The sequence below is a fragment of the Methylobacterium sp. UNC378MF genome (assembly GCF_900103195.1).
Classification (GTDB): Bacteria; Pseudomonadota; Alphaproteobacteria; order Rhizobiales; family Beijerinckiaceae; genus Methylobacterium.
The window spans coordinates 72,859-97,446 of the sequence record NZ_FMWU01000003.1 but is presented as its reverse complement, the minus strand read 5'-3'; the positions used below and the strand labels follow the sequence as shown (position 1 = coordinate 97,446).

General features: G+C 68.6%; 22 protein-coding genes. 8 read left to right on the top strand and 14 right to left on the bottom strand.

Annotation, left to right across the window (positions count from 1 at the left end):
- Window positions 1-45: 45 nt before the first annotated feature.
- The 11 genes from BLT59_RS03910 to BLT59_RS03860 all read right to left on the bottom strand — a co-directional run bounded on the left by BLT59_RS03910 (window position 46) and on the right by BLT59_RS03860 (window position 10,165).
- On the bottom strand, window positions 46-978 hold the full coding sequence (locus tag BLT59_RS03910) for a 2-hydroxyacid dehydrogenase (RefSeq protein ID WP_091776724.1): 933 nt from the start codon (window positions 976-978) through the stop codon (window positions 46-48).
- On the bottom strand, window positions 975-1,430 hold the full coding sequence (locus tag BLT59_RS03905) for a type II 3-dehydroquinate dehydratase (protein ID WP_091776722.1): 456 nt from the start codon (window positions 1,428-1,430) through the stop codon (window positions 975-977). The genes BLT59_RS03910 and BLT59_RS03905 overlap by 4 nt, the downstream gene beginning before the upstream one ends.
- A 76-nt stretch (window positions 1,431-1,506) precedes the next feature.
- The gene (locus BLT59_RS03900) at window positions 1,507-2,454 is read right to left on the bottom strand and encodes a LysR family transcriptional regulator (protein WP_091776720.1); all 948 of its coding nucleotides are present in this window, start codon (window positions 2,452-2,454) and stop codon (window positions 1,507-1,509) included.
- Window positions 2,455-2,513: 59 nt separating this feature from the next.
- Window positions 2,514-3,188, bottom strand: a complete 675-nt coding sequence (locus BLT59_RS03895) for a DUF1028 domain-containing protein (protein WP_091776719.1) — start codon at window positions 3,186-3,188, stop codon at window positions 2,514-2,516.
- On the bottom strand, window positions 3,185-3,607 hold the full coding sequence (locus tag BLT59_RS03890; RefSeq protein ID WP_091776717.1) for a RidA family protein: 423 nt from the start codon (window positions 3,605-3,607) through the stop codon (window positions 3,185-3,187). The genes BLT59_RS03895 and BLT59_RS03890 overlap by 4 nt, the downstream gene beginning before the upstream one ends.
- A 459-nt stretch (window positions 3,608-4,066) precedes the next feature.
- Complete coding sequence (locus BLT59_RS03885) at window positions 4,067-4,684, bottom strand: glutathione S-transferase (protein ID WP_091776715.1); 618 nt, start codon at window positions 4,682-4,684, stop codon at window positions 4,067-4,069.
- Window positions 4,685-4,750: 66 nt separating this feature from the next.
- Window positions 4,751-5,896: an ABC transporter ATP-binding protein gene (locus BLT59_RS03880; RefSeq protein WP_091776713.1), complete on the bottom strand. Its 1,146-nt coding sequence runs from the start codon at window positions 5,894-5,896 to the stop codon at window positions 4,751-4,753.
- Window positions 5,877-6,695, bottom strand: coding sequence for an ABC transporter permease (locus tag BLT59_RS03875; RefSeq protein ID WP_091776711.1), 819 nt, complete (start codon window positions 6,693-6,695; stop codon window positions 5,877-5,879). The genes BLT59_RS03880 and BLT59_RS03875 overlap by 20 nt, the downstream gene beginning before the upstream one ends.
- Window positions 6,695-7,558 carry an ABC transporter permease gene (locus tag BLT59_RS03870; RefSeq protein WP_091776709.1) on the bottom strand — a complete coding sequence of 288 codons (864 nt, stop codon included), beginning with the start codon at window positions 7,556-7,558 and terminating at the stop codon, window positions 6,695-6,697. Before BLT59_RS03870 ends, BLT59_RS03875 begins: the two co-directional genes overlap by 1 nt.
- A gap of 137 nt (window positions 7,559-7,695) precedes the next feature.
- Window positions 7,696-8,730: an ABC transporter substrate-binding protein gene (locus tag BLT59_RS03865; protein ID WP_210185964.1), complete on the bottom strand. Its 1,035-nt coding sequence runs from the start codon at window positions 8,728-8,730 to the stop codon at window positions 7,696-7,698.
- A 241-nt stretch (window positions 8,731-8,971) separates the two neighbouring features.
- Window positions 8,972-10,165, bottom strand: a complete 1,194-nt coding sequence (locus BLT59_RS03860) for an alpha-hydroxy acid oxidase (protein ID WP_091776707.1) — start codon at window positions 10,163-10,165, stop codon at window positions 8,972-8,974.
- Between the two features lie 712 nt (window positions 10,166-10,877).
- On the opposite strand from BLT59_RS03860, the gene BLT59_RS03855 reads away from it, so the two are divergent.
- From BLT59_RS03855 to BLT59_RS03840, 4 genes are all read left to right on the top strand, one after another.
- A complete protein-coding gene (locus tag BLT59_RS03855) occupies window positions 10,878-12,041 on the top strand; it encodes an ABC transporter substrate-binding protein (protein ID WP_091776705.1) in 1,164 nt (387 codons plus the stop codon).
- A gap of 64 nt (window positions 12,042-12,105) precedes the next feature.
- Window positions 12,106-12,981 (top strand): branched-chain amino acid ABC transporter permease, encoded by an 876-nt coding sequence (locus tag BLT59_RS03850; RefSeq protein WP_012329745.1) that lies wholly within the window; start codon window positions 12,106-12,108, stop codon window positions 12,979-12,981.
- Window positions 12,978-14,807 carry a branched-chain amino acid ABC transporter ATP-binding protein/permease gene (locus BLT59_RS03845; protein ID WP_091776703.1) on the top strand — a complete coding sequence of 610 codons (1,830 nt, stop codon included), beginning with the start codon at window positions 12,978-12,980 and terminating at the stop codon, window positions 14,805-14,807. The genes BLT59_RS03850 and BLT59_RS03845 overlap by 4 nt, the downstream gene beginning before the upstream one ends.
- A gap of 6 nt (window positions 14,808-14,813) precedes the next feature.
- The gene (locus BLT59_RS03840) at window positions 14,814-15,581 is read left to right on the top strand and encodes an ABC transporter ATP-binding protein (protein ID WP_091776701.1); all 768 of its coding nucleotides are present in this window, start codon (window positions 14,814-14,816) and stop codon (window positions 15,579-15,581) included.
- 161 nt (window positions 15,582-15,742) lie between these two features.
- Here BLT59_RS03840 and BLT59_RS03835 read toward each other — a convergent pair whose 3' ends face one another.
- The 3 genes from BLT59_RS03835 to BLT59_RS03825 form a co-directional block, all read right to left on the bottom strand.
- Complete coding sequence (locus tag BLT59_RS03835; protein WP_091776699.1) at window positions 15,743-15,934, bottom strand: hypothetical protein; 192 nt, start codon at window positions 15,932-15,934, stop codon at window positions 15,743-15,745.
- A 201-nt stretch (window positions 15,935-16,135) separates the two neighbouring features.
- The gene (locus BLT59_RS03830; RefSeq protein ID WP_091776697.1) at window positions 16,136-17,719 is read right to left on the bottom strand and encodes a GMC family oxidoreductase; all 1,584 of its coding nucleotides are present in this window, start codon (window positions 17,717-17,719) and stop codon (window positions 16,136-16,138) included.
- Entirely contained in the window at window positions 17,716-19,275 is a 1,560-nt protein-coding gene (locus BLT59_RS03825) for an ABC transporter substrate-binding protein (protein ID WP_091777182.1), read from the bottom strand. The genes BLT59_RS03830 and BLT59_RS03825 overlap by 4 nt, the downstream gene beginning before the upstream one ends.
- A 252-nt stretch (window positions 19,276-19,527) precedes the next feature.
- Between BLT59_RS03825 and BLT59_RS03820 the strand changes: the two genes are divergently transcribed.
- Genes BLT59_RS03820 through BLT59_RS03805 form a run of 4 tightly spaced genes read left to right on the top strand, consistent with a single transcriptional unit; the run spans window position 19,528 to window position 24,579 of the window.
- Window positions 19,528-21,111: an ABC transporter substrate-binding protein gene (locus tag BLT59_RS03820; protein WP_091776695.1), complete on the top strand. Its 1,584-nt coding sequence runs from the start codon at window positions 19,528-19,530 to the stop codon at window positions 21,109-21,111.
- Window positions 21,108-22,094, top strand: a complete 987-nt coding sequence (locus BLT59_RS03815) for an ABC transporter permease (protein ID WP_091776693.1) — start codon at window positions 21,108-21,110, stop codon at window positions 22,092-22,094. The genes BLT59_RS03820 and BLT59_RS03815 overlap by 4 nt, the downstream gene beginning before the upstream one ends.
- A complete protein-coding gene (locus BLT59_RS03810; protein ID WP_091776691.1) occupies window positions 22,094-22,930 on the top strand; it encodes an ABC transporter permease in 837 nt (278 codons plus the stop codon). Before BLT59_RS03815 ends, BLT59_RS03810 begins: the two co-directional genes overlap by 1 nt.
- Window positions 22,927-24,579 (top strand): ABC transporter ATP-binding protein, encoded by a 1,653-nt coding sequence (locus tag BLT59_RS03805; protein WP_091776689.1) that lies wholly within the window; start codon window positions 22,927-22,929, stop codon window positions 24,577-24,579. The genes BLT59_RS03810 and BLT59_RS03805 overlap by 4 nt, the downstream gene beginning before the upstream one ends.
- Window positions 24,580-24,588: the final 9 nt, after the last annotated feature.

The window sequence follows — 24,588 nt, the reverse complement described above, 5'->3', positions numbered from 1 at the left end:
GTCCGCGGGCCTGGCGCTTCCCACCGGCCCGCGAAGGGGGCATTGTCAGTATCCCCTTGTAAGATCAACGCGCTGCGCCGGGGCGTGACCTGCCCGCACCCGCTGGATGTTCTCGGCGATCTGCCGGGCGGCCGAGGCCGGAATCGCGACCGAGGCGAGATGGGGCGTCACGAGGACGTTCTCCATCCCCCAGAGCGCGTGCCCGTCGGCCAGGGGTTCAGTCTCGAAGACGTCGAGGGTCGCGCCGCCAACATGGCCCGACGCCAGGGCCGCCACCAGGGCCGCCTCGTCGATGACCGCCCCGCGCGAGACGTTGACGAGCTTGGCGCCCCGCGGCAGCGCGGCGATCTCGGCCGCTCCGATCAGGCGCCGGGTCTCGGGTGTAAGCGGCAGCATCACCAGCAAGATCTCGGTCTGCGCGAGGAACGGGATCAGCGCATCCGGGCCCGCGTGGCAGGCGATCCCCGGCAGCGTCTTCGGCGTGCGGGACCACCCGGCGACGGAAAAGCCCTGACGCGCGAGTTCGAGCGCCGCCGCGCCGCCGAGTTCGCCCAAGCCGAGCACGCCGACCCGGATTTCGCGGGCCTCGCGCGGATGGACGTAGTGCCAGCGGCCGGCACGCTGGGCTTCCTCGAAAGTCGGAATGTTGCGGGCATAGCGCAGCACTGCGAACAGCACGTAATGCGTCATCATCCGCGCCATCTCGGGGTCGGACAGGCGCGTCACCGGCACATCGGGCAGGTCGTCCCGGCCGGCGAGGGCGTCGGCGCCCGCGCCGAGGATGGTGACGAGCCGGAGACCGGGGTAGCGGGCGAAGAACCCAGCGGGCGGCTTCCAGACAAGGGCGTAGCGGACATCGTCCTCGGCCCCGATCACCTCGGGCGTCCTGACGCGAAGATCCGGCAGGAGCCCTTCCAACGCCGTGCGCCAGGGCTCGACCGGATCGACCGCGCTCGCGAAGACTAAGGTTTCGCTCATGCCCGCGCCTCGCGCACTCGGGTTGCGAGGGCTGTGATCGCGAGTTCGTAACCGAAGCCGCCGAGCCCCGCGATGACACCGGTCGCCGCCCGCGACATGTAGGAATGGTGCCGGAAGGGCTCCCGCTTCCAGATGTTGCTCATGTGCACCTCGATGATTGGGCCGGGGAAGGCGAGAAGCGCGTCGAGGATCGCGATGGAGGTGTAGGTGAGCCCGGCGGCGTTGATGGCGAGACCCGCAGCCGTCCCCCGCCCCTCCTGGATCCAGTCGATCAGCACGCCCTCGTGGTTCGATTGCCGGAAATCGAGGGCGACGCCGACGGATTCGGCGTGGCGCTCGCAACGCGCCTTCAACTCTGGGAAACTCTCCGTCCCGTAGGTGCCGCTGGGATCGAGCCCGTAGAGGTTGGCATTCGGGCCGTTCAGGAAGAGGATCGGGATCGGAGCGGTCATGCGGCCTTCCTTGAAGGATCTCTCTGCCGTCACTGGGTCGGGGCCTGCCCGCCCCGGCTGCGCGGGGCGAGGAGGGTCAGCGCGGCACACGCCTCTCGATGGCCGGGGCGACCATGCCGGGGATGTAGGCATCCGAGATGAAGGCCCGGCAATGCGTCTCGAAGGCTTCCACGAGGCGCGAGCGATTGAGCTGTTTCAGGCGTGCGAGGCCGATGCGCATCGGGCGGTGGGTGCCGGCGAGGCGCACCCGCTTGAGCCTCTTCCCGTCGAGGGCGAGATCGGAGCGCGGGCGCACGTTGAACAGGGTGTAGCCGTGGCCGTTGGCCACCATGGTGCGCACCACCTCCTGATGCGCCGAGCGGGCAACGACCTTCGGCTGCAGACCCTCGGCCATGAAGAGGGCGAGGAAGTATTCTCGGCTCAGCGGCAGGTCGAGCAGGATCATCGGCTCATCGACGAGGTCGGCCATCGCGACCGCCGCCTGTTCGGCGAGAGGATGCCCCTCCGCCACCAGCACGTGCGGCGGCAGATCGACGAGGGGGGTGAAGTGGATGTCGTTGGGCACGTGCAGATCGTAGGTCAGCGCGACTTCGGTCTCGGAACGGCGCAGGCCGGTGATCAGCTGTTCCTGATCGCCCTCGACGTAGCGGATCTGCGTGGCGGGGAAGGCCGTGGTGAAGGCGTGGGCGAGTTCAGGCACCAGCATCGGTGCGAGAGTCACCATGCAGCCGAGCGAGAGAGGCCCCCGAACCTGGCCCCCAGCTTCCGAGGCCAGGGTGTAGAGGCCCTCGGCCTGCTCCACGAGGGCTTTGGCCTCGCGCAGCACCTCGCGCCCGATCGGCGTCAGCGAGAGCCCCTGCGCGTGGTGGCGCACGAAGAGCTGCACCGAGAGTTCCCGCTCCAGATGGGCGATGGCCGTCGAGATCGAGGGCTGTGAGATGTGAATGCGCTCGGACGCGAGCGTGATGCTTCCGGTCTGGCCGGCGGCGATGAAGTATTCGAGTTGGCGCAGGGTGAACCGCATCCGCCGCTTTCAGCGAGCAGCCAAGCCGACCGGAATGCCGCCGCGCGCCCCGTCCCCGTTCATAGGTTGCCCGGTACTCCGTAGCTCGGGGCGGCGACCGGGTCGAGGGCGCGGGTAACGTAGGCGTCGAGTTGCGGACGATAGAGGTCCCACAGCGCGGAAAGCGCCGCGATCGGGCAATCCTCGGTCCAGTCGACCCGCAGGTCTGCGACGGGCCACGCGACCTCGCGCACCAGCATCAGCCCGGCCGAGTGGACCGGTCCGGCCTCGCCGCCCGCGGCCAGCGCGGCCCGCATGGCGGTGAGCAGACGGTCACCGAGATGGCCCGATGTGCCAAGGAAGGCGTCGACCATCGCCTGGGGGACACCCGCATCCGCGAGGAGATTGCCGCCGCAGGCGACGTCCGCGGCGCGCGCCTCCGCCCAGATCCCGAGCGCCCTGGGGCCCGAATGGATCGCCGCGCCTCCGGCGGCGTCCACGGCGAGCACCTGGCGGTACTCCATCTGTCCGCCGACCCGCCGCAGGACGGCGACGGCCTCCGCGGCGTCGGCGCCGAGCGCCATCAGGTCGAGGGCACGGCGACCGAGCGCAGGATCCGTGACATTCTGGCTCGCGACCGCGCCGATTCCGGCACGGGCGTGGGCACAACGCGCCGCCACCGCGGGCGAGGAGGACGATACGGCGACCCCGAACATGCCGGTCGACGCGCAGCGCGCCACGATCGAGAAGGTCACGCGTCCTCCGGGATGACAGCGATGGCGTCGATCTCCACGAGCCATTCGGGCCGAGCGAGCGCGGAGACGACGATCCCGGTCGAGACCGGATGGACGCCCTTCAGCCAGCGCCCGACGGTCCGATAGACCGGCTCGCGATAGCGCGGATCGACGAGGTAGATCGTGATCTTGCAGACATCCTCCAGCTTCGAGCCCGCCTCCTCCAGAAGCATCGCGATATTGGCCATCGCCTTCTCGGCCTGACCCGCCGCGTCGCCGACAGCGACGCTCTCGGAGGTGTCGAGATCCTGGCCAATCTGCCCGCGCACGAAGACCATCTGCCCCCGTGCCACCACGGTCTGGCAGAGATCGTTGTCGATCTGCTGCTCCGGATAGGTGTCGCGCGTGTTGAAAGGCCGGATCCGTTTGTGGACGGTCATCAGGTCGTTCCTACCTCCGGGAGCGGGGGACACGGTTTCGGAGATGCGCCAGGCGGCTCTCCCGCCGCTGGAGCAGCTGCCCGGACAGCGCCTGTGTTGAGACTGAGGAGGCCGAGGATATCGATCCGGTCGTCGGCAACAATAAGCACTTGCCGGGGTTTTGGTTCGGAAAATCCGAAGCCGCCGACAGCCCGACCCGGCCGAAACGAGCGACTGACGTGTTGTCCCTGGCGGGAGCCGATGGGTTGGAAGTGCTTGTCCTGCACGAAGGCGCTAACGCGGCTCAGTTCACCCTCCGCGGCCGAGCATGACACTCACCGACACCACCTGCACGTCACGATCGCGCCCATGTCGTCGATCCGGGGCTCCCTTGCCGAGTGGTCGTCCGGCCGCGACGGGTACGCTGAGGTGCCCTAAGGGACCGAAGCGGCCCTGTCGCTGACCCCGCCTCCGCTTCGATCAGGTGGAGGCGGCATCAGGCGTCGTGCGCACCATTGACGGACGCTGGCTGAACGCCGCGTACCACGCGGTCGCTGCTGGCCGGCCGGTACGCCAGGCCAGATCGGGGAAGCGGAAATCGAGGTAGCCGAGGGCGCAGCCCGCCGCGACCGTGCCGATATCGACTTCGCCCGCATCCCGCGTGAGCGTAGCCTCCATTCGGTCGAGGGCGCCGCCGATCTTCGCGATCTGGCCCGCCTCCCACGCGTCCCAGCGCGCGGGGGTCGGCCGCATGACGCGCTCGTAGCGAAGCAGCAGCGCCGCATCGAGCAATCCGTCCGCGAGCGCATGGCGGGTGAGCGCATCCCAGCGGGCTTCGCCCTCGGGAAACAAGCGGGGGCCGGAGGAACGCACATCGAGGTATTCGCAGATCACCCGGCTGTCGAACAGGGCGGTTCCGTCGCCGGTGATCAGGGTCGGCACCTTGCCGAGTGGGTTGTGGCGCGCCGTCTCCGGATTGCGCTCTGTCGGCGTCGCGATGACCGGCACCCTCTCGATCGCTTCTGCCTGGCCGGTTTCATGAGCGACGACCATGACCTTCCGAACGTACGGGGAGGTTCTCGCGTAGAGCAGCTTCATCGGGTGTGTTCCTGTCCCGGCCAGAACCGGCCCGGCAACGCGCGACGCCGCAAGGGCCGAACCGCATCACGCCTCGGGCGGGAAGGCGACGAGGCCGCCTTGAGGCACGAGGAGGCCGACCGGTGTTCCGGGCGCGTAGGTGGCGAGCGCACCCTGCCCTGGAACCCGCACCACCACGCGCCCGCCCTCGTCGAGATCGGCATGCAGATCGATGTGGGTGCCCTGGTACACGAGGGCTGCGACCTGCGCCGGCAGGGTTCCCGCTTCGCCGGCCGGCCGTATGCCGAGATGATCCGGCCGCACGAACACGTCGACAGCGGCGCCCGCCGCGCACGTGCTCAAGGCGCCGGCCGCGACCTCGCGGCGCAAATCGCGGATCGCGACCGTAGCGCGCTCCCCTGCGCAGGCCTCGAGGCGACCGGGCAGCAGGTTCACGTCGCCGATGAAACCGGCCACGAAGCGATCCTGCGGATGCCGGTAGATCTGGTCTGGCGTGCCGAGCTGGCGGACCCTGCCGGCCGACATCACCACGATCCGGTCCGACATGCTCAGCGCCTCGCCCTGGTCGTGGGTGACGAAGACCGTCGTCACCCCGAGCCGGCGCTGGATCTCCTTCAGCTCGACCTGCATTGCCCCGCGGAGGTTCTTGTCCAGCGCCGAGAATGGCTCGTCGAGGAGCAGCACCCTCGGCCGGATGACGAGGGCGCGGGCGAGCGCCACGCGCTGCTGCTGTCCTCCGGACAGCTGGCGGGGAGAGCGGTCGGCAAACCCCGTCAATTTCACGAGGGCGAGGGCCGCGTCCACGCGCTCGGCGATCTCCCGCTTCGGGACGCCACGCATGCGCAGGCCGTAGCCGACGTTCTTCGCCACGCTCATGTGCGGGAACAGGGCGTAGTTCTGGAAGACGATGCCGATCTCGCGCTCGTAGGGCGGCGTGGCCGTCACGAGGTCGCCCCCGATGAAGATCTCGCCAGCATCCGCTTCCAGGAAGCCCGCCATCAGATTCAGCAGAGTGGTCTTGCCACAGCCAGAGGGGCCAAGGAGCGTCAGGAACTCGCCCTGCTCCACCTGCAGCCAGGTCTCCTCCAGCGCGGTCACAGCGCCGAAGCGCTTCACCACGCCGTCGAGGCGCACCGCCGGGTTGCCCCGCGGGCTTGCGGCGGCCCCGGGCAGGCTCGCCGGCGGGGGGAGGTCAACGGCCTTGCTCAACATTCAGGACCTTGCCGAGCCCGAGGAACGTGTTGGCGACGATCAGAAGGGTGGCCGTCACCGCGATGTAGATCACCGAGACCGCCGCCAGCGTCGGGTCCGCGAACTCGCGGACGTAGCCGTACATCGCCACCGGCAGGGTCTGGGTCACCTGGCCCGTCACGAAGAGCGAGGCCGTGAACTCGTTGAAGGAGAGGATCGCGGCGAACAGCCAGCCGCTGACGAGGCCGGGCGCCAGCAGCGGCAGGGTGATGGTGCCGAGCACCCGGCCCGGCCGGGCACCGAGGCTCGCCGCGGCGAGTTCCAGTCGCTCATCGATGTTCTGGAGCGAGATGTAGACGCTGCGGATCACGAAGGGCAGCACGACGATCACGTGGGTGAGCACCACGACGGGGAAGCCCCGCGCCGCGCCGATCCCGGTCGCCAGGACCAGGAGACCCAGACCAATGGTGAAGTGCGGTACGATCAGCGGTGAGAGCAGCACGCCCTCCAGACCCGCCTTGAAGCGGAACCTGTAACGCTTCAGGGCAATCGCGAAGCCGGTGCCGACGGCGAGCGCGATGGTCGAGGCCCAGGCGGTGACGACGAGGCTGTTCCACAGGCCTGTCTGGAAGTCGCGGTAGGTCAGCGCCCGGGTAAACCAGCGCGTCGAGTATTTCGTCGGGGGGAAGCTCAGGATCGCCCGGTCGTTGAAGGCGGCGAGCGTCACCACGAAGGCCGGAAGAACGACGAAGGCGAGGATCAGCCCGACGAGGAGCTTGCCGGAGATCCCCAGGATCTGGGTACTGAGGCCTCGGCGCATCAATGGCCTCCGAGGGCTTCGAGGGGACGGGCGGCGCGTCGTACGAGCCACATCGTGCCAAGCGCCAGTACGAGCCCAGCGAGGCTCAGAGTGGCAGCGACCGGGAAATTGAAGGAGGAGAGACCGAGCTGATAGACCAGCGTCGAGACGACGCCGATCTTGCCGCCGCCGATCACCTGAGGCGTGGCGAAGGCGCTGAAGGTCCAGGCGAAGGCGGTGGTGAAGCCCGCCACGACGCCCGGCATCGAGAGCGGCAGGGTCACCGTGAGAAAGGCGCGCACCGGCCCGGCCCCGAGGCTCTGGGCAGCGCGCTCGTAGTCGCGGTCGATATGGGCGAGGGCTGCCGCCAGCATGATGACCATCACCGGCAGCGTTACGTGGACGAGGGCGACGATCACCCCGAGTTCGGTGAACATGAGCTGGATCGGCCGGTCGATCAATCCGATCTGGCGCAAGCTCGCGTTGACGAAGCCCGTGTTGCCGAGCACCACCGTCCAGGCATAGGTGCGCACCACCTCACCCAGGAAGAGCGGCGTCACCGCGATGATGAGGATGATCGATTTCAGCAGGATCGAGCGCGTGCGCACCAATGCGTAGGCGACGGGATATCCGACGAACAAGGTGATCAGCGCCGTCTCGAAGCAGATCAGCACGGTGTCGCGCAGCGCCCGCAGCACGATCGGCCGCGTGAGATCCGAGAAGTTCTCCAGCGTGAACCCGCCGACGTCGAGGGAGCCGGGCACGTAGGCGTGCAGGCTGTAGCGCAGGATCGCGACCATCGCGGCCACGATCGCAGCGGCCACCAGCACGGCTGGCGTTACGAACAGGGGCAGGAAGGGCCGGCGGCGGATCGCGGGTTTCATAGGGCTCCCCGGAACGCTCTCCTCCGCTGTCTCGGGAGGAGCCGGAAGTGGGGGTGATTCAGGGTGAGGCGGTGCCTGCTGCGCCACCCCCGCCCTACGCTGCCCGCGCAGGGGGGCGGAGGATCAGAGAGCCGGCCTCAACGTGCCATGATGTTCTCGGCGAACCACTTGCGCCAGACAGCGGTCTTCTCGGCCCTGAGCTTCGGATCGATGTTGATGGCCTGAGCCTTCCACTGTTCGGCCGTCGTGAATACCCCCGGGAGCTTGGCGATCTCGGGGTCGACCTTGGCGTTGGTGACGGTGGGGCTGCCCTTCTTGAGTTCCGCAATCTTGGCCTGCACTGCGGGGTCGAGGGCGATGTTGATGAACTTGTAGGCCAGATCCGCTTTCTTGGAGCCCGCGTTTATTGCCACCGTGTCGATGCCGAGCACGCCGCCTTCCTTCGGAATCACCACGGTGATCGGCACGTCCTGGCCCTTCATGTAGTAGGCGTTCATGGTCAGGACGACCTGGACCGGCGTCTCGCCGGTGGCGATGAGCTGCTGGCTGTTGGCGTCGTTGGTGTAGAAGGCCCGGAAATTGGGCTTTAGCGCCTCGAGCTTGGCCTGTCCCTTCTCCCAGGTGGCCGGGTCGCCGCCCGAGAGCAGCGCCGAGACGGCGATGATGTGACTGGGGTCGAAGTCGGGCGCGGCGAGGCTGTTCGTCAGCCTCGGGTCCCACAGATCGGCCCAGGAGCCGAAGGTCATCCCCTTCGGGACGAGGTCCGCCCGGTAGCCGATCGTGTAGACGTAGCCCCAGGTGCCGATATGGGCGGGGCTGACCCTGGCCTGATCGACGAGGTTCGCCGCGTTCGGGATCTTCGCGAGGTCGAGGGTCTCGAACAGGCCGTCATTGACGTAGAGCCAGCCGACATGGGCGGTCGTGAAAGTGACATCGCTCTCGGGCGAACCCTTGGCGAGCTTGGCCTTGTTCAACCTGTCGATGGTGCCGCCGGTAATGTACTCGACTTCAGCGCCGGTCTCGGCCTTGAATTTCGAGGCGATGGCCTCGTCGATCAGATCACGGAAGCTGCCCCCCCAGGTGCTGACGACAAGCTTCTCGGCCGCCTGAACCGGAACGATCGAGGCGATCAGCACCGACACGGCGATGAGAGAGGCTGGAAGGGATGTCACGTCGGCTGTTCCTCTTGATGAGATCGGCTGATGGTGCTTTGCAAATAGAGGGCCATTTGCTCAAACCGAGACTGACCGATATCTTCACTCAAATATACGAACGACCGATTTCATTAGTTCATCTCGGCTCAGGTTGAAAAAACTAGACCGCCAAGCGACGCCATAAAGTAAGATTTACGGAGGCTTCTGGATCGGAAATTTTGATGCAGGGACGCTCTGCATCGAAATGGCTGTCGCGCCGTCAGGACGCGATCCGGCGCGCGGGCGGCGCATCGTTCCGATTATCCTGTGCGGCGGGCGTCCAGAGGATCGACCGGTCGACGGCGCGGATGTCGCGATGGCCGCACAGAGCCATCGTCGTATCGAGTTCCGTGCGGATGATCTCCAGGGATCGGGCGACGCCCGCCTGGCCGTAGGCGCCGAGCCCATAGAGGAAGGCGCGCCCGATGAGCACGCCCTTCGCGCCGAGCGCGATGGCCTTCAGCACGTCCTGGCCCGAGCGGATCCCGCCATCCATCAACACCTCGATGCGCGTGCCGACCGCCTCGGTGATCCGGGGAAGCGCGACTATGGACGACGGGGCGCCGTCGAGCTGCCTCCCCCCATGGTTCGAGACGATAAGCGCCTCCGCGCCGGTCGCGGCCGCCTTCTCAGCATCCTCGACGTCCAGAACGCCCTTCAGGATCAGGGGGCCCTGCCAGCGGTCGCGGATCCGTCGCACGTCGTCCCAGTCAAGGCGCGGGTCGAACTGGTCCGCCGCCCAGGCGGAGATGGAGCGAGTGTCGCGCACACCTTCCACATGTCCCACGATGTTGCGGAAGGTCCGGCGCTTCGTGCGCAGCATGGACCAGCACCAGCGCGGCTTGGTCAGGAGATCGAGGGCGGTGCCCGGCGTCAGCTTCGGCGGGGCCGACAGGCCGTTCCGGATGTCCTTGTGGCGCTGCCCGAGGATCTGGAGGTCCAGCGTCAGGACCAGGGCCGAGCAGCCTGCCGCCTTCGCGCGGTCGATGAGGCGGTCGTTGAAGCTGCGGTCGCGCATGAAGTACAGCTGAAACCAGAACGGCTTGCTCACGTTCTCCGCGACATCCTCGATGCTGCAGATGCTCATCGTGGACAGCGTGAACGGCACGCCTGCCGACTCCGCCGCCCGCGCCGCCAGGATCTCGCCGTCGGCGTGCTGCATGCCCGTGAGCCCCGTGGGCGCTAGGGCGACCGGCATCGCGACGGCTTGGCCGGCCATCGTCGTGGCGAGGGAACGGTTGGTCATATCGACCGCGACGCGCTGGCGGAGCTTGATGCCGGCGAAATCGGCCTCGTTCGCGCGGTAGGTCGACTCGGTCCACGAACCGGAGTCGCAGTAATCGTAGAACATCCGCGGTACGCGCCGCTTGGCAACCCGCCGCAGGTCCTCGACCGTCGTGATAATGGGCGCCATGGGATGTTCGACCTCGCGATCGGATGAGGGGACGGATCGCGGGAGCCGCAGGATCGCGCCCGCTGTCCCAGCTGCCCTGAGCACCGGCAAGCGTCTCAGGGCCCGATGACCCGTGTCGGGCGTTCGACGGTGCAACGGTTTGCTGGAAAACGAAAGGCCACGCGGCCGGAACGCTCTGTCGAAGCGGGGCTGAGGCGGGGATGCGCGGCATTCCCATCGCCGTCGAACGATTCGGCCGAGGCGGCTTCAGGTCACGAAGCCGGGCATGCCGACGGCCGCATCGGCGCCGGCTGCATGACCTCCGACATCGCCGCTCGCGGTCTGCCCGCTTCCGGACTCAAGCCGCAGGCACGCCGACGTCCCGCGCGGCTGAGACACATGGGTGCCGGTCCATCACCTTCGCGTTGTGTCGAAGCTGCCAGGATCGCGCGAGCGTACAGACCTTCTATAAAACTCATGGATCTCGTCCGCGCCCGAGACAAGCGTCGGATGTCTGCCTGAAAATACACATAGAGTGTCTGTGGTGCGCGTCTCTCCGCGATCGCTCTTCCCGCTCGCCGCGCCGCACCGGAGGCCGCCGAGTGACGATCTGAAGGCTTCTTCTCATTGAAGCAGACCAGCGAACCTGTCGCAGGATAGACATCGCCGCGCGGAGTATGGACCATCGTTGGCAACGCCGGCCTCGAGCATCGGCGGTGGGACGGATACGCCAATGAGGACGACGCGCCGCGTTTTCTTGACGGGTGCCGCATCCGCGCTCGCGGGCGGTCTTGTGCCGGGCGTGATCCGCTCGGCTTGCGCACAGGGCGCCGGAGCGACGGTCCGGATCGGCATGGTGCTTCCGGTGACGGGGCCAGGCGCGGATGCCGGCCGCTACGCGCTCGCTGGGGCCAAAATCGCCCTGGAGGCGGTCAACAAGGCCGGCGGGGTGCTGGGAAAGCCGCTGGAGATCGTCACCGAGGACGACCAGACCACCAACCCGGGCGCGGTCTTCGCCTTCTCAAAACTCGCTTCGCAGAGCGACCTCGTCGGCTTCCTCGGCTCGATCCGCTCGACGCAGAACCACGCCATGGCGCCCGACATCCTGAAGACGGGCAAGCCTGTCTGTTTCGGCGGTACCGACCCGGTTCTGACGCAACTCGGCAATCCCTGGCTGTTCCGCTTCCGCCCCAACGACAGCTTCTCGGCACGGGTGATCGCCGAGCATGGCGTCAACGGGCTGGGCAAGAAGAAGTGGGCGATCATCCACTCCACCGACGCTTTCGGCACCAGCGGCGCCAAGGCATTGACCGAGAGCCTCGCTCAGGGCGGCGCTACCGTCGCCCTCGACCAGGGCTACACCAACCAGAGCCAGGACTTCACGCCAGTCGTGCTGGCGATCCGGCAATCGGGCGCCGACGTGATCGGCTCGTACTTCACCTTCGAGAACGACATCGGCATCTTCGCGCGGCAACTGCGCCAGCTCGGCGTCACCGCACCCTGGGTCGGCTCCCCGTCGATCACCAACGTGACCGCCCTGAAGCTCGCCGGACCGTCGCTCTACGGCACCTACGGCGTGGCCGATTACGCCGAGGAGTCGAGCGACGCCGCCCGCGCCTTCGGCAAGACCTACCGGGCGGCGATGAAGATCGCCCCTGACAACCAATCGTCCTGGACCTTCGACGCGGTCACGGTGCTGGCCAAGGCGATCAACACGGCGGGCAAGACCGACCCGCAGGCGATCCGCGAGGCGATCCTCGCGGTGCGCGGTCACGAGGGCGCCGAGGGCACCTACAACTTCGACAAGAACGGTGACGGCCTGCACGGCTACAACGTCGTGCGCAACGACAAGGGCAACATCGTCTTCGACCGGCGGATCGACTTCTACAAGGGTTGAGACCGGGTCTTCACCGCCCAGGCGCGGGAACAACCTTCGACGGGGACATGAGAGTGCGGACCGCATGGACCTGATCCTGCAGCTCCTCTTCACCGGGATCGGCATCGGCTCCGTCTACGCCCTGGTGGCGCTCGGCTTCGTGCTGATCTTCCGCGCCACCAACGTGGTGAACTTCGCCCAGGGCGAGTTCTCGATGGTGGCGGCCTTCCTGATGGTGGTCTTCGCCGTCGACCTGCAATGGCCCTACTGGCTCTCGCTCCTCCTCACCCTTGGAGGGATGGCGCTGCTCGGCGCGCTGTTCAATCTCGGCGTCTACTATCCGCTGCGCCACCGCAGCTACCTGCCGGTGATCATCTCGACCATCGGCGCCTCGATCTTCCTGGCCAACACCACGCTCGCCCTCTACGGACCGCAGCCGCAGGTGCTCCCGCCCGTCTTCGAGACCCAAGGGTTCCTGCTCGGGCCGGTCTTTCTCGACAGCCAGTATCTGCTGATCATCGCGGTGACGGCGGCGCTGGTGGCGTTCCAGTACTGGTTCTTCGAGCACACTTTGGTCGGCAAGAAGCTGCAGGCGACCTCCCAGGACAAGGAGATGGCCGCGCTCCTCGGCATCCCGGTGGCCGGGATGATCATGCTGACCTTCGTGTACAGCGCGGTGCTCGGCGGCATCGCCGGCATCCTGGTGGCGCCTGTGCTGTTCGTGTCGATCCAGATGGGGGCCACGATCGCCCTCAAGGCTTTCGCGGCGACCATCATCGGCGGCTTCGGCGACGTGACCGGGGCGATCATCGGCGGCTTGGCGCTCGGCATCATCGAGACCTTCGGGGCGGCCTACATCTCGGTGCCCTACAAGGACGCCTTCGCCTTCCTGGTCCTCGTGGTCTTCCTGGTCGTGCGCCCGCAGGGCCTGTTTGGCGAGCGCGTGGCGGAGAAGGCATGAGCGGCACCCCCTCCCCCGTCGCCAGCCCGGCCGCAGCAGCGCCGGCCCCCCGACGTCTGCCCCTCGGCAGCCTTGCCTACGCGGTGCTGGCGGCCGTCCTGGTGGCGCTCGCCGCCACGACGCCGCTCAGCGGCTACGCCCTCAATATCCTGATGCAGGCGGCCACCTATGCCATCGCGGTGATCGGGCTCACCATCGTGCTCGGCCTGTGCGGGCAGATCAACTTGGCCCAGGCGGCGTTCTTCGGGATCGGCGCCTACGCGGTCGGGCTCGGTACGGTCGACGGGGGGCTGAACTTCTGGATCTGCTTGATCATCGGCCTCGGCCTCGCCGTAGTGCTCGGCGCCGGGCTCGGCGCCTCGACGCTGCGGCTCGGCGGTCACTACCTCGCCATGGTGACGATCTCGTTCCAGCAGATCCTGACGCTGGTGCTCACCAACTGGATCCCGGTGACGCACGGGCCCGACGGCGTGCCCAACATCCGCCGCCCTACCCTATTCGCGGACGGGCAGAGCTACCTCGCTTTGTGCGTGCTCGTCCTGGCGATCGTGGGCTGGCTCGTGTGGCACATGCCGCAGACCCGGCTCGGGCGCGCCATGCGGGCGGTACGGGACAACGAGCTCGCCGCGGGCGTATCGGGGATCGACATCTACCGCACCAAGATCGCGGCCTTCGCGCTCGGTGCGCTTCTTGCGGGGCTCGGCGGCGGCCTGTTCGCCGGCAGTTTCACCTATATTAGCCCGGACCAGTTCTCCTTCGCCGAGTCGATCGTCTTCCTGACGATGGCGCTTCTCGGCGGCGTCGGCTCGCCGGTGGGCGCCGTGATCGGCACGACCCTGCTGATCCTGATCCCGGAATGGCTCCGCTTTCTCAAGGAGATTCCGGGGCTCTACCTCGCGATCTACGGGCTCGCGGTGATCCTGATCGTGGTGTTCATGCCTGACGGGATCTGGGGCTTCCTCGGCGACCAGGTCCGGCGCCTGCGCCGGGTCCGCCCTGGGCAGGCGCCAGTGCCCGAGCTCACGCTCGTCCAGGGGGAGGCCTCCGCCGCGCCGATGCTTGAGGTCTCGGGGCTTGCCAAGCACTTCGGCGGCCTCAAGGCGGTGGACGCGGTGAGCTTCACGGTGGCGCGGGGCGGCATTCACGCGCTGATCGGGCCGAACGGCTCCGGCAAGACCACGACGCTCAACGTCCTCTCGGGCCTCTACAGTCCCACGGGGGGCACCGTGCGCCTGGCCGGACAGGACATCACGCGGCTGCCGCCGCACCGGCGGGCGGCGGCCGGCATCGGGCGCACCTTCCAGAACATACGCCTGTTTCGCTCCATGAGTGCCCTGGAGAACGTCATCATCGGCGCTGAGCGGCCCAACAACCCACTTTCCGCCCGCGATCGGGCGAGTCTGGAGGCCCGCGCCCGGGCGGCCCTGGCCTTCGTCGGCCTCGAGGCGCGGGCGCTGGAGCCGATCTCCGGCTTCTCGTACGGGCACCAGCGCCTGATCGAGATCGCCCGGGCACTCGCCGGCAACCCCGTGCTGCTGCTGCTCGACGAGCCGGCCGCGGGTCTCAATTCCAGCGAGAAGATCGCGCTGACGGGGTTGCTGCGCCGGATGGCCGCCAAAGGTCTGACCATCCTGATCATCGATCACGACATGACGCTGGTGAGCGACGTGGCGGGTCACATCACCGTGCTGAACTTCGGCCGCCGCATCGCCGATGGCGTCACGGCAGGCGTGCTCCGCGAGCCCGCGGTGATCGAGGCCTATCTCGGCGAGGACGCCTCCGCGGGCCCGGCAACGAGCCTGAAAACCGACCTCGCTCCGGTGTGACCCGCGATGACGCCACCTGAGACCCCGCCCGCCGCGCCGCTTCTGCAGATCCGCGACCTCGTGGTCCGCTACGGGGAGATCGAGGCCGTGCGCGGATTGTCGGTCTCCGTTGATGCCGGGGAGGTCGTGACGCTGCTCGGCTCCAACGGGGCCGGCAAGTCAACAACCCTCAAGGCGATCTCGGGGCTCGTGCGGCCCGCCGCCGGCACGATCCTGCTGGAGGGGCAGCCTCTTGAGGGCCTGAAGCCGGAGGCGATCGTGCGCATGGGTGTCGCCCACGTGCCCGAGGGGCGCCGGATCTTCCCGGGCCTGACCGTGCGCGAGAACATCATGCTGGGCGCCTCGAACCGCTCCGGGCTCGCCAAGCGGGCCCTGCGCGACGAGGTCGAGGCGATGTTCGACCTCTTTCCCGACATCCGCCGGTTCGGCGACGCCCTGGGCTGGACGCTGTCGGGGGGGCAGCTTCAGATGGTGGCGCTCGCCCGCGGTCTGATGGCCAAGCCGCGCCTCTTGCTGCTGGATGAGCCCTCCCTCGGCTTAGCTCCGGTGATCGTCCAGGCAGTGTTCGCGATCATCGCCGAGGTGCGCCGCCGCGGGACCACGGTGCTGCTGGTGGAGCAGAATGCCCGGATGGGTCTCTCGGTCGCCGATCGGGGCTACGTGCTCGAGACGGGCCGGCTCGTCCTGGAAGGCGAGCCTCAGGCATTGTGGGCCAACGACGAGATCCGATCGGCGTATCTCGGAGGGCGGACGAGGCCTGAGCTTGCGGTCTGACCGTACCGTTCCTCGGTGGCCGCTTCGTTTTTCACGCTGATGGCGAAGGCCGGTCCGATGGTCAAGATCTCCAGCCGCATCCGTGCCTCCTTCGTGCCGCCCGGCGGCGGATCATGTGCGGAGCGTCCGAGAAGGTCGCGCCGCGAAGGGCGACATCCTTCTCAGCGTGCGCCTGCTCTTACCACCGGCAGCAACGCATTGCGCAGGACGTGCCCGGTCGTCACCCGAGCCTCGGCCTCGCCCTCATCGCGGGCGGTGGTGGCGCAATCTATGCCGATCTGATCCCGCAGGCAGGCGCGCATCACCCGGGCGCAGACCGCGAGGTAGTACAGCGCGAGCGCGACGGCCGGCATGACGAGGTGGCGGCCGGCGTCCTGGCCCTCGTCCCGACCCTTTTTGTGCGCCGACGGTGTCGTAAGCCACTGGCCCGGGGGCGGATTGCCGGTACGCCGTCATCGTACCCATTCCAGGGCAGACAGTCCCTGGAAATATGGTCTTGAGGCGGATGCGGGCTGGCAAGTTGAATTAGCAATTCCGTCCGAAACCAATTGATATTAAGGATGTTCTATACGGATCCTTTGAGCAAGATTTTCGCCGATCATCACGCAGGTGAAATGCAGATTGGCTCTGCAATCGCTCGGCATGATGGAGGCGTCGCAGACCCGTAATCCGTCGATTCCACGAACCTTGAGATCAGGATCGACGACACCGGACGAGTCGTGCCAGCCGGTCATGCGGCACGTGCCGGCCGCGTGCTGGATGTCACCGGCTTCGGCGAGCATCAAAGCATCGAGATCCCCATCAGGGAGGCCGGCGGCGTCGCCGATCGGGAGCGGGCTCTCACCGAACCGGATCGCCGTCGCGAGACCGTCCAGAGCCGGATGTTCCGTCAGCCGGGCGAGGCGGCGCACCGCGTCGCGCAGCCGCACGCGGTCTCGCGGATCATCGAGCATGTTCTCGTCGATGACGGGATGGGCCTCGGGATCGGCCGAGGTGAGGTGCAGCGTCCCGCGTGAGAACGCGTCGTAGAGGCCGACGCCGACCGCCCCTTGCGGCGTCGGTTCCGGCCCGGTCAGGGTCCGGTGATTGTAGGCCACCACGATCATGTCGCGCTCCCCGCCACCCGCGAGACCGCTCGAATACGTGACGCAGCAATTGGTGTGGCGGGCATCCGGGCCGAGCGCCCGGTGCTGGGGCTTGAGATCCATCGTCGCCCGCAGGATCGGATGGTCCATGAAGTTGCGGCCGACCGCCTCGTGCGCCTGCCGGACGGGAATGCCGAGGTCGCGGAGCGGCTCGACCGGGCCGATCCCGGAGCGCATCAGGATTGCCGGGCTGTGGACGGCGCCGGCGCAGAGCACGATCTCGCGGCCGTGGATCTCGGTCCAGGGCTCCGCACCGAAGCGGACGCGGAGTCCGACCGCCCGTTGTCCTTCGAACAGGACGCGATCGACCAGGGCCTCGCAGCGGATGTCGAGATTCGGCCGGTCACGAGCCGGCTCCAGGTAGCCGTCATTCGTCGTCACCCGGTGACCGTTTCGGCTGTTGATCGGGTTGCACGAGACCCCCTCGCCCGTCGGCGCATTGAGATCCGCCTTCCAGGGATAGCCCGCCGCGAGAGCAGCCTCGCGAAGGCCCAGATCCACCGCGCCCCAGGCCTCCAGCTTCGCGCGGTAGACCGGGAGCGGGCCGCCGCGCCGGGCACCGTCCGCGGCGGCGAAATCGGCGTCGTCCTCGATCCGATCGAAGAGGGGCAGCACATCCCGGGCCGACCAGCCGGTGCAGCCCTGCTCGGCCCAGGCGTCGAAGGCCGCCGGGACGCCGCGGATCGCGATCTGCGCGTTCACCGTCGAGCTGCCGCCGAGCGCACGACCGCGCCAGTAGAAGCGGGGCTCCTGCACACGGGTTCGCCGGCTCATCAGCCCGGGCCACTGCCAGTCCGCCTGATGCTCCGGGTCATGCATGAACGGGACGATGTTGGCCGAGCGCAGCGCCGGGGGCGCGTCGGTGGAGCGCCAGTCGCGTCCGGCCTCCAGCAGGAGCACCCGCCGGTGCGGATCCTCCGACAGGCGGGCCGCCAGCGCCGCTCCGGCGGAGCCGGCGCCGACCACGACGATATCGTACGGGTTTGCGCTCATTGTTTCTCGACGTTCCAGAAGAGCGGGATGGCGGAGGGGATCAGGCCGGTGAGGGAGGTCCGGTAGGCTGCCGGCTGGGCGAACTGGCCGAATGGGACGACCAGCCCCTCGCCGTAGATGACGGTCTGGATCTCGCCCGCGATGGCGCGCCGCTTCTCCAGATCGGGCTCGCGGGCGAAGCGGTCGAACAGGCTGACCATGCGCGGATCGCACATGAATCCTGAACTCGCCGCGTCCTTGCAGTTGAAGTTGATCGCGGAGTTCGTCAGCGGCGAGCTGAGATCGAGGCCCAGAGCATGGATGCCGAAGAGGCTCCACCCGGCCTTTTTCGTGCGCCGGGCGAGCAGGGCTGCCCAATCCATAACCTGCAGGTCCACGGTGAAGCCGGCCCGCTTCAGGCGGTCGGCCAGGATGGTCGAAGACACGCGCGCGGCCTCAAGATCATTGGCCACCATCACGGTCACCGGCTCGCCCTTGTAGGCGGTCGCCGCCAGGGCGGTCCGTGCCGCCGCCACCGAGGGGTCGTGCAGGAGCTCGGTCCCGACATGCGTCTCGTAAGGTGAGCCGCAGATGAAGAAGGCGTCGCAGGTTTGCGAGAAGCGCTGGTCGAGGCCGAACCCGTCCAGGACCTCGCGCTGATCGACGAGCCTCAGCAGCACGCGCCGGATCGCCGGGTCGTCGAACGGCTTGGACGCCGTGTTGATGCGGTAATGGCCTGTGAACCGATGCGGGCCGGTGAAATTCATCACCGCCAAGCCCTTGTTGGCCTCGATCTGGTCGATCAGGTCGAAGGGCGCGTACTGCATGAAGTCGATCTCGCCCGCGCCGAGGGCGCCCGTGGCCGTCGCACCGTCGGGGATGACGCGGATGTCGAGGGCGTCGATCTTCACGACCTTGCCGCCCGCCAGGAAGTCGGCCGGCTCGGAGCGCGGCCGGTAATCGGGATTCCGGCGCAGCAGCATGTGGTCGCCGGGGATGTGCGCGGTGCGGTCGTAGACGAAGGGACCGGAGCCCACGACCTCGGAAAGCTGCGTTGCGGGGGGCGTTGCGGCGAGCCGGGCCGGCATGATGAAAGGTGTGGGGCTCGATGTCGTGCCGAGCGTGTCGAGCACGAGGCCGTAGGGCTCCCGCAGCGTCAGCACGAAGGTCCTGTCGTCCACGGCGTCGAGGGTGGCCGTCACGTCCATGAGTCGGCCGCCCAGCGCGCTGCGGGCCGCCCAGCGTCTCAGCGATGCAACGCAATCGACGGCCCGGACCGGCGTGCCGTCGTGAAAGCGCAGGCCCTCGCGCAGGGTGAAGCGCCAGGTCAGGCGGTCCTCCGACTCCGACCATCTGTCCACCATCTGCGGCTTGAACACGCCCTTCGCGTCCGGCGCGAACAACGTGTCGTAGACCATGAAGCCGAAGGTCCGCGTGATGTAGGCGGTGGTGAAGTAGGGATCGAGGGTGACGATCTCGGCTTCCAGCACCGCCTTCACCGTCGTCTCCGCTCCGGCGGAGGCCGGCGCGAGCAGGGCCGCGGCCGCGAGCAGGCCGGAAAACCAGGATCGTCTCATGCGCATTCACCCTTTGCCCTGATCCGGTAGGCAAACCGGATACCAAGCGACTGGCGCGCCGGCGGCGGGATGTCGCCGGAATACGCCAGAACCGGTCCAGCGCCGGCCTCATCGACCCGGAGGTACCGCGGAGCGCGCCTGCATCCGAGGGAAATGGCCTGTTCGATGCATCAGGCTGTCCAGCGATCCCGGTCTTCGGTGGAGATCGCAGGACCGCCTTGAGCATGTTCCGAGGCGCCGGAAAGGTCACGGATGAATCGACGCGATTTCGCCAAGCTCGTTCTCGCCGCAGGCGCGGCGGGGCCGATACCCTTCGGCATCACGCGCGCCGCCGGTCAGACCCGCGGCGGGATCCTCAACACCGTGATCCAGCCCGAGCCGCCGATCCTGGTCTCGGCGCTCAACCAGCAGGCGCCGACGCTCACGGTCTGCGGCAAGATCTACGAGAGCCTGCTGACCTACGACTTCGATCTCACGCCCAGGCCTGGCATGGCCCAGAGCTGGGAGCGCAGCCCGGATGGCCTGACCTACACGTTCAAGCTGTTTCCCGGCATCACCTTCCACGACGGCTCACCGATGACCTCCGAGGACGTGGTGTTCTCGGTCACCAAGGCGCTGATGGAGGCTCATGCCCGGGCGCGCGGCACCTTCGCGCGCCTCGCCTCGGCGGAGGCGCCGGATCCGCTGACCGTGGTGTTCAAGCTGAAGGCGCCGTTCGCGCCGTTCCTGCACGCCTTCGACGCCACCACCGCGCCGATCATCTCCAAGGCGCTCTACGAGAATACCGACCTGCGACAGAACCCGAACAACGCCCGGGCGATCGGCACGGGACCGTTCAAGCTCAAGGAGTGGGTCAAGGGCTCCCACATCCACCTCGTGCGCCATGAGGGTTACTACCGGAAAGGCGAGCCCTATCTCGACGAGATCTATTACCGAGTGATACCGGACGCCGCCTCGCGGGCGGTCGCCCTGGAGAGCGGCACGATCCAGCTGACCCAGTGGAACGATGTCGAGGCCTTCGACGTGCCGCGCCTCAAGGCGCTGCCGAACCTCGACATGACCACGAAGGGCTACGAGTTCTACGCGCCCCATCTCTGGCTGGAGATGAACACCCGCATCGCGCCGATGAACGACAAGCGCTTCCGCCAGGCGGTACTGTACGCCATCGACCGGGAAGCCCTGCGCAAGCGCGTGTTCTTCGGTCTCGGCAAGGTCGCCACCGGCCCGGTCTCGTCGAAGACCCGGTTCTACGAGCCGGACGTGCCAAAATACGAGTATGCGCCCGCCAAGGCGGTGGCTCTCCTCGACGCGATGGGGCTGAAGCCCGGCGCCGACGGCAAGCGGGTGACCCTCAAATACCTCGTGCCGCCCTACGGCGAGATGTGGCAGCGGGTGGCCGAGTACGTGCGCCAGTCCCTCGGCAAGGTCGGGATCGACATCGTGCTGGAGGGCATCGATGTCGGCGGCTGGGCGGCGCGCTGCGGCAACTGGGAATTCGAGATCTCTGCGCCCTGGACCTACCAGTACGGCGATCCGGCGCTCGGCGTGTCACGCTCCTACATTTCCTCGAACATCCGCAAGGGCATCCTGTTCTCGAACACCGCCGGGTACAGCAATCCGGAGGTCGACCGGCTGTTCGAGGAGGCCGCCGTGGCGCAGGACGACGCCACCCGGCAGAAACTCTACAGCCAGGTCCAGAAGATCCTGGTCGAGGACGCCGCGGTGGCGTGGCTCATGGAGCTCGACTTCCCGACCTTCACCGACAAGCACATCAAGGATCTCGTCGTTACCGGCAGCGGCGTGAACGACACCTTCGCCCGGGCCTACCGCGCATGAGGATGCTGGCCGGACTGGCCGCCTGGATCGCGCGGACGCTGGCGGTGATCCTGGTCATCGCCAGCGTGAACTTCGCCCTCGTCCACGCGGCGCCGGGCGATCCCGCGCAGGTCATAGCCGGCCAGTCCGGCGCCTCGGACGAGACCCTGCTCCGGCAGCTCCGGGCCGAGTACGGCCTCGACAAGCCCTACGCGGTGCAGCTCGCGACCTATCTGGGCCGGGTGCTGCGGCTCGATCTCGGTTACTCCTATCGGCAGCAGCGGCCGGTCCTCGGCCTCGTCCTGGAGCGGCTGCCCGCGACCCTGCTGCTGACCGGCACCGCCTTCGCCCTGGCGCTCGGCTTCGGGATCCTGCTCGGCACCCTCTCGGGCGTGCGGGCGGGCCGGTGGTCCGACACCCTGATCGGCCTCGTGGCTCTGGTGCTCTACGCCATGCCGGTCTTCTGGCTCGGCCTGATGCTGGTGCTGGTCTTCTCGGTCCAGCTCGAATGGCTGCCGGCCTTCGGCTACCGCAGCGTCGGCGCGACCTTCTCGCCGCTCGGTCAGGTCGGCGACGTGCTGGCGCATCTGGTCCTGCCCGCCCTGTCGCTCGCCGCGGTCTACCTCGCAGTCTACGCAAGGCTGATGCGGACCGCGATCGTCGAGGTCGCCGCCCAGGATTACGTGAAGACCGCCCGGGCCAAGGGCCTGACCCGCGGCCGCGTGATCCGCGACCACATGATCCGCAACGCGATCCTGCCGGTGGTCACCGTCGCCGGCATGCAGGCCGGGGCGCTGGTCGGCGGCTCGGTGGTGGTCGAGACCGTCTTCGCCTGGCCGGGCCTCGGCCGGCTGGTGTTCGAGGCCCTCAGCCAGCGCGACTACCCCGTCCTGCTCGGCCTCTTCCTCGTCATGTCGGTGCTCGTGATCCTGATCAACATGCTGACCGACCTGCTCGCGCGGCTGATCGACCCGCGGATCGCCGCCTCCGCGAGGGCCGCGTGATGGGCTTCGTCCGCGCGTTCCTGCGCAATCCCGGCGGCCCGATCGGCCTCGTCCTCCTCGCCGCGGTGGTCGCGGTGGCGCTGCTCGCGCCGCTTTTGGCGCCGGTCGATCCCTGGGAGATGGTCGGCGCCCCGTTCGAGCCGCCGCTCAGCCCCGACCTGCCCCTGGGCTCGGACACGATGGGCCGGGACATCGCGTCGGGGCTCGCCCACGGCGCCCGGGTCTCGCTGGCGATCGGCCTGTCCTCGACGCTCGCGGCCCTGCTGGTGGGCGTCGTGATCGGGGCGACGGCCGGATGGTTCGGCGGCCTCACCGACGCCGTGCTGATGCGGGTCGCCGAGCTGTTCCAGACGATTCCCGGCTTCATCCTGGCCGTCCTGCTGGTCGCCACCCTGGGGCCGTCCCTGTCCCACGAGATCCTGGCCATCGCGGCGATCAGCTGGCCGCCCCTGGCGCGCCTGACCCGGGGCGAGTTCCTGCGGCTGCGGAACCGGGACTTCGTGCGCGCCGCCGCCTGCCAGGGCGAGCGGCCGGCCGCCCTGGTCCTGCGCCACATCCTGCCGAACGCCCTGGCGCCGCTCATCGTCACCGGCGCGCTTACGGTGGCCACCGCGATCCTGATCGAGAGCGCGCTGAGCTTCCTCGGCCTCGGCGACCCGAACCTGATGTCCTGGGGCTACATGGTCGGCGCCGCCCGCACGGTCATCCGGCAGGCCTGGTGGATGAGCGTCTTTCCCGGCGCCGCGATCCTCGTGACGGTGCTGGCCATCAACCTCGTCGGCGAGGCGCTCAACGACGCGCTCAACCCGCGGCTCGCCCGGGGGAGCCGCGCATGAGCGAGCCGGTCCTGTCGATCACCGACCTCTCGGTCAGCCTGCCGGCGGGGGCCGACCGCGCCCAGGCGGTGAGCGGCGTCTCCCTCACCGTGGCGGCCAACGAGATCGTCTGCCTCGTGGGCGAGTCCGGCTCCGGCAAGTCGATGATCGCCCACACGATCCTCGGCCTCCTGCCGCCGGGCGTGGCGGTGGCGGGCGGCGCGGTTACCCTGTGCGGGCGCGACGTCGCCGCCGCCTCCGAGGCGGAGCTGCGGGCCATCCGCGGCCGCGACGCCGCGATGATCTTCCAGGAGCCGCTGAGCGCGCTGAACCCGCTGAAGCGGGCCGGCGAACAGATCGCCGAGGCGATCCGGGTCCAGGCCCCCGCGACGCCGCGCGCCGTGGTCGCGGCCCGGGTCGGCGCGCTGATCGAGGCCGTGGGCCTGCCCGACCCGGCCCGGATCCGCGACAGCTTCCCGTTCGCCCTGTCGGGCGGCCAGCGCCAGCGGGTGATGATCGCCATCGCCATGGCCAACAACCCGGCGCTGCTGGTGGCCGACGAGCCGACCACCGCCCTCGACGTGACCACGCAGGCCCAGATCCTCGCGCTGATCCGCCGGCTCCAGGGCGAGCGCCGGATGGGCGTCCTGCTGATCACCCACGATTTCGGCGTCGTCGCGGAGGTCGCCGACCGTGTCGTGGTGATGCGCGACGGCCGGGTCGTCGAGCAGGGCAGCGCCGAGGCGGTCCTGACCGCGCCGCGCGATCCCTACACCCGGGCGCTGGTTGCGGCGGTGCCGCATGCCGGCCGCCGCCCGGCGCGCGCGGCCCCGGCGGCGCGGCCGCCGCTCCTCGAGATCGAGACGCTCTCGAAGACCTTCACCCTGCGGCAGGGTTGGTTCCGCCCGCCCCGGCAGGTGGTCGCCGCCGACGCCCTCTCCCTCACGCTGGCACCCGGCGAGACGGTGGCGGTGGTCGGCGAATCCGGATCGGGCAAGTCGACCCTGGGCCAGATGATCCTGCGCCTGGCCGAGCCGGATTCGGGCCGCATCATCTTCGACGGCCAGGATCTCCTGGCCCTGCGCGGCGAGGCTCTCCGGGCCGAACGGCGGCGCATCCAGATCGTGTTCCAGGATCCGTTCGCGGCGCTGAACCCGCGCCAGAGGGTCGGCGACGCCATCGCCCGCGGGCCCATGGCCTACGGGGCGCCGAAGGATCGGGCGATGGCCGAGGCGCGGGCGCTGCTCGACCGGGTCGGCCTGAAGGCGGGTGCGGCGGACCGCTTCCCGCACGAGTTCTCGGGGGGGCAGCGCCAGCGCATCTGCATCGCCCGGGCACTGGCGCTGAAGCCGCGCATCCTCGTGGCCGACGAGGCGGTCTCGGCCCTCGACGTCTCCGTGCAGGCCCGTGTGCTCGACCTGCTCGCCGAGCTCCGGGCGGAGTACAACCTCGCGATGCTGTTCATCACCCACGACCTGCGCATCGCCGCGCGGATCGCCGACCGGGTGGCGGTGATGCAGCGGGGCCGGATCGTCGAGGCCGGTCCGGCCGAGACCCTGTTCGCCGCGCCCGCGCACGCCTACACGCGGGGGCTGATCGCGGCGATCCCGGGCCGGCGCCTGTTCGGCGGCCTGGGAGAAGCACCGGTGCCCGAGGCGCTGACGGCCTGAGCGTCCAGC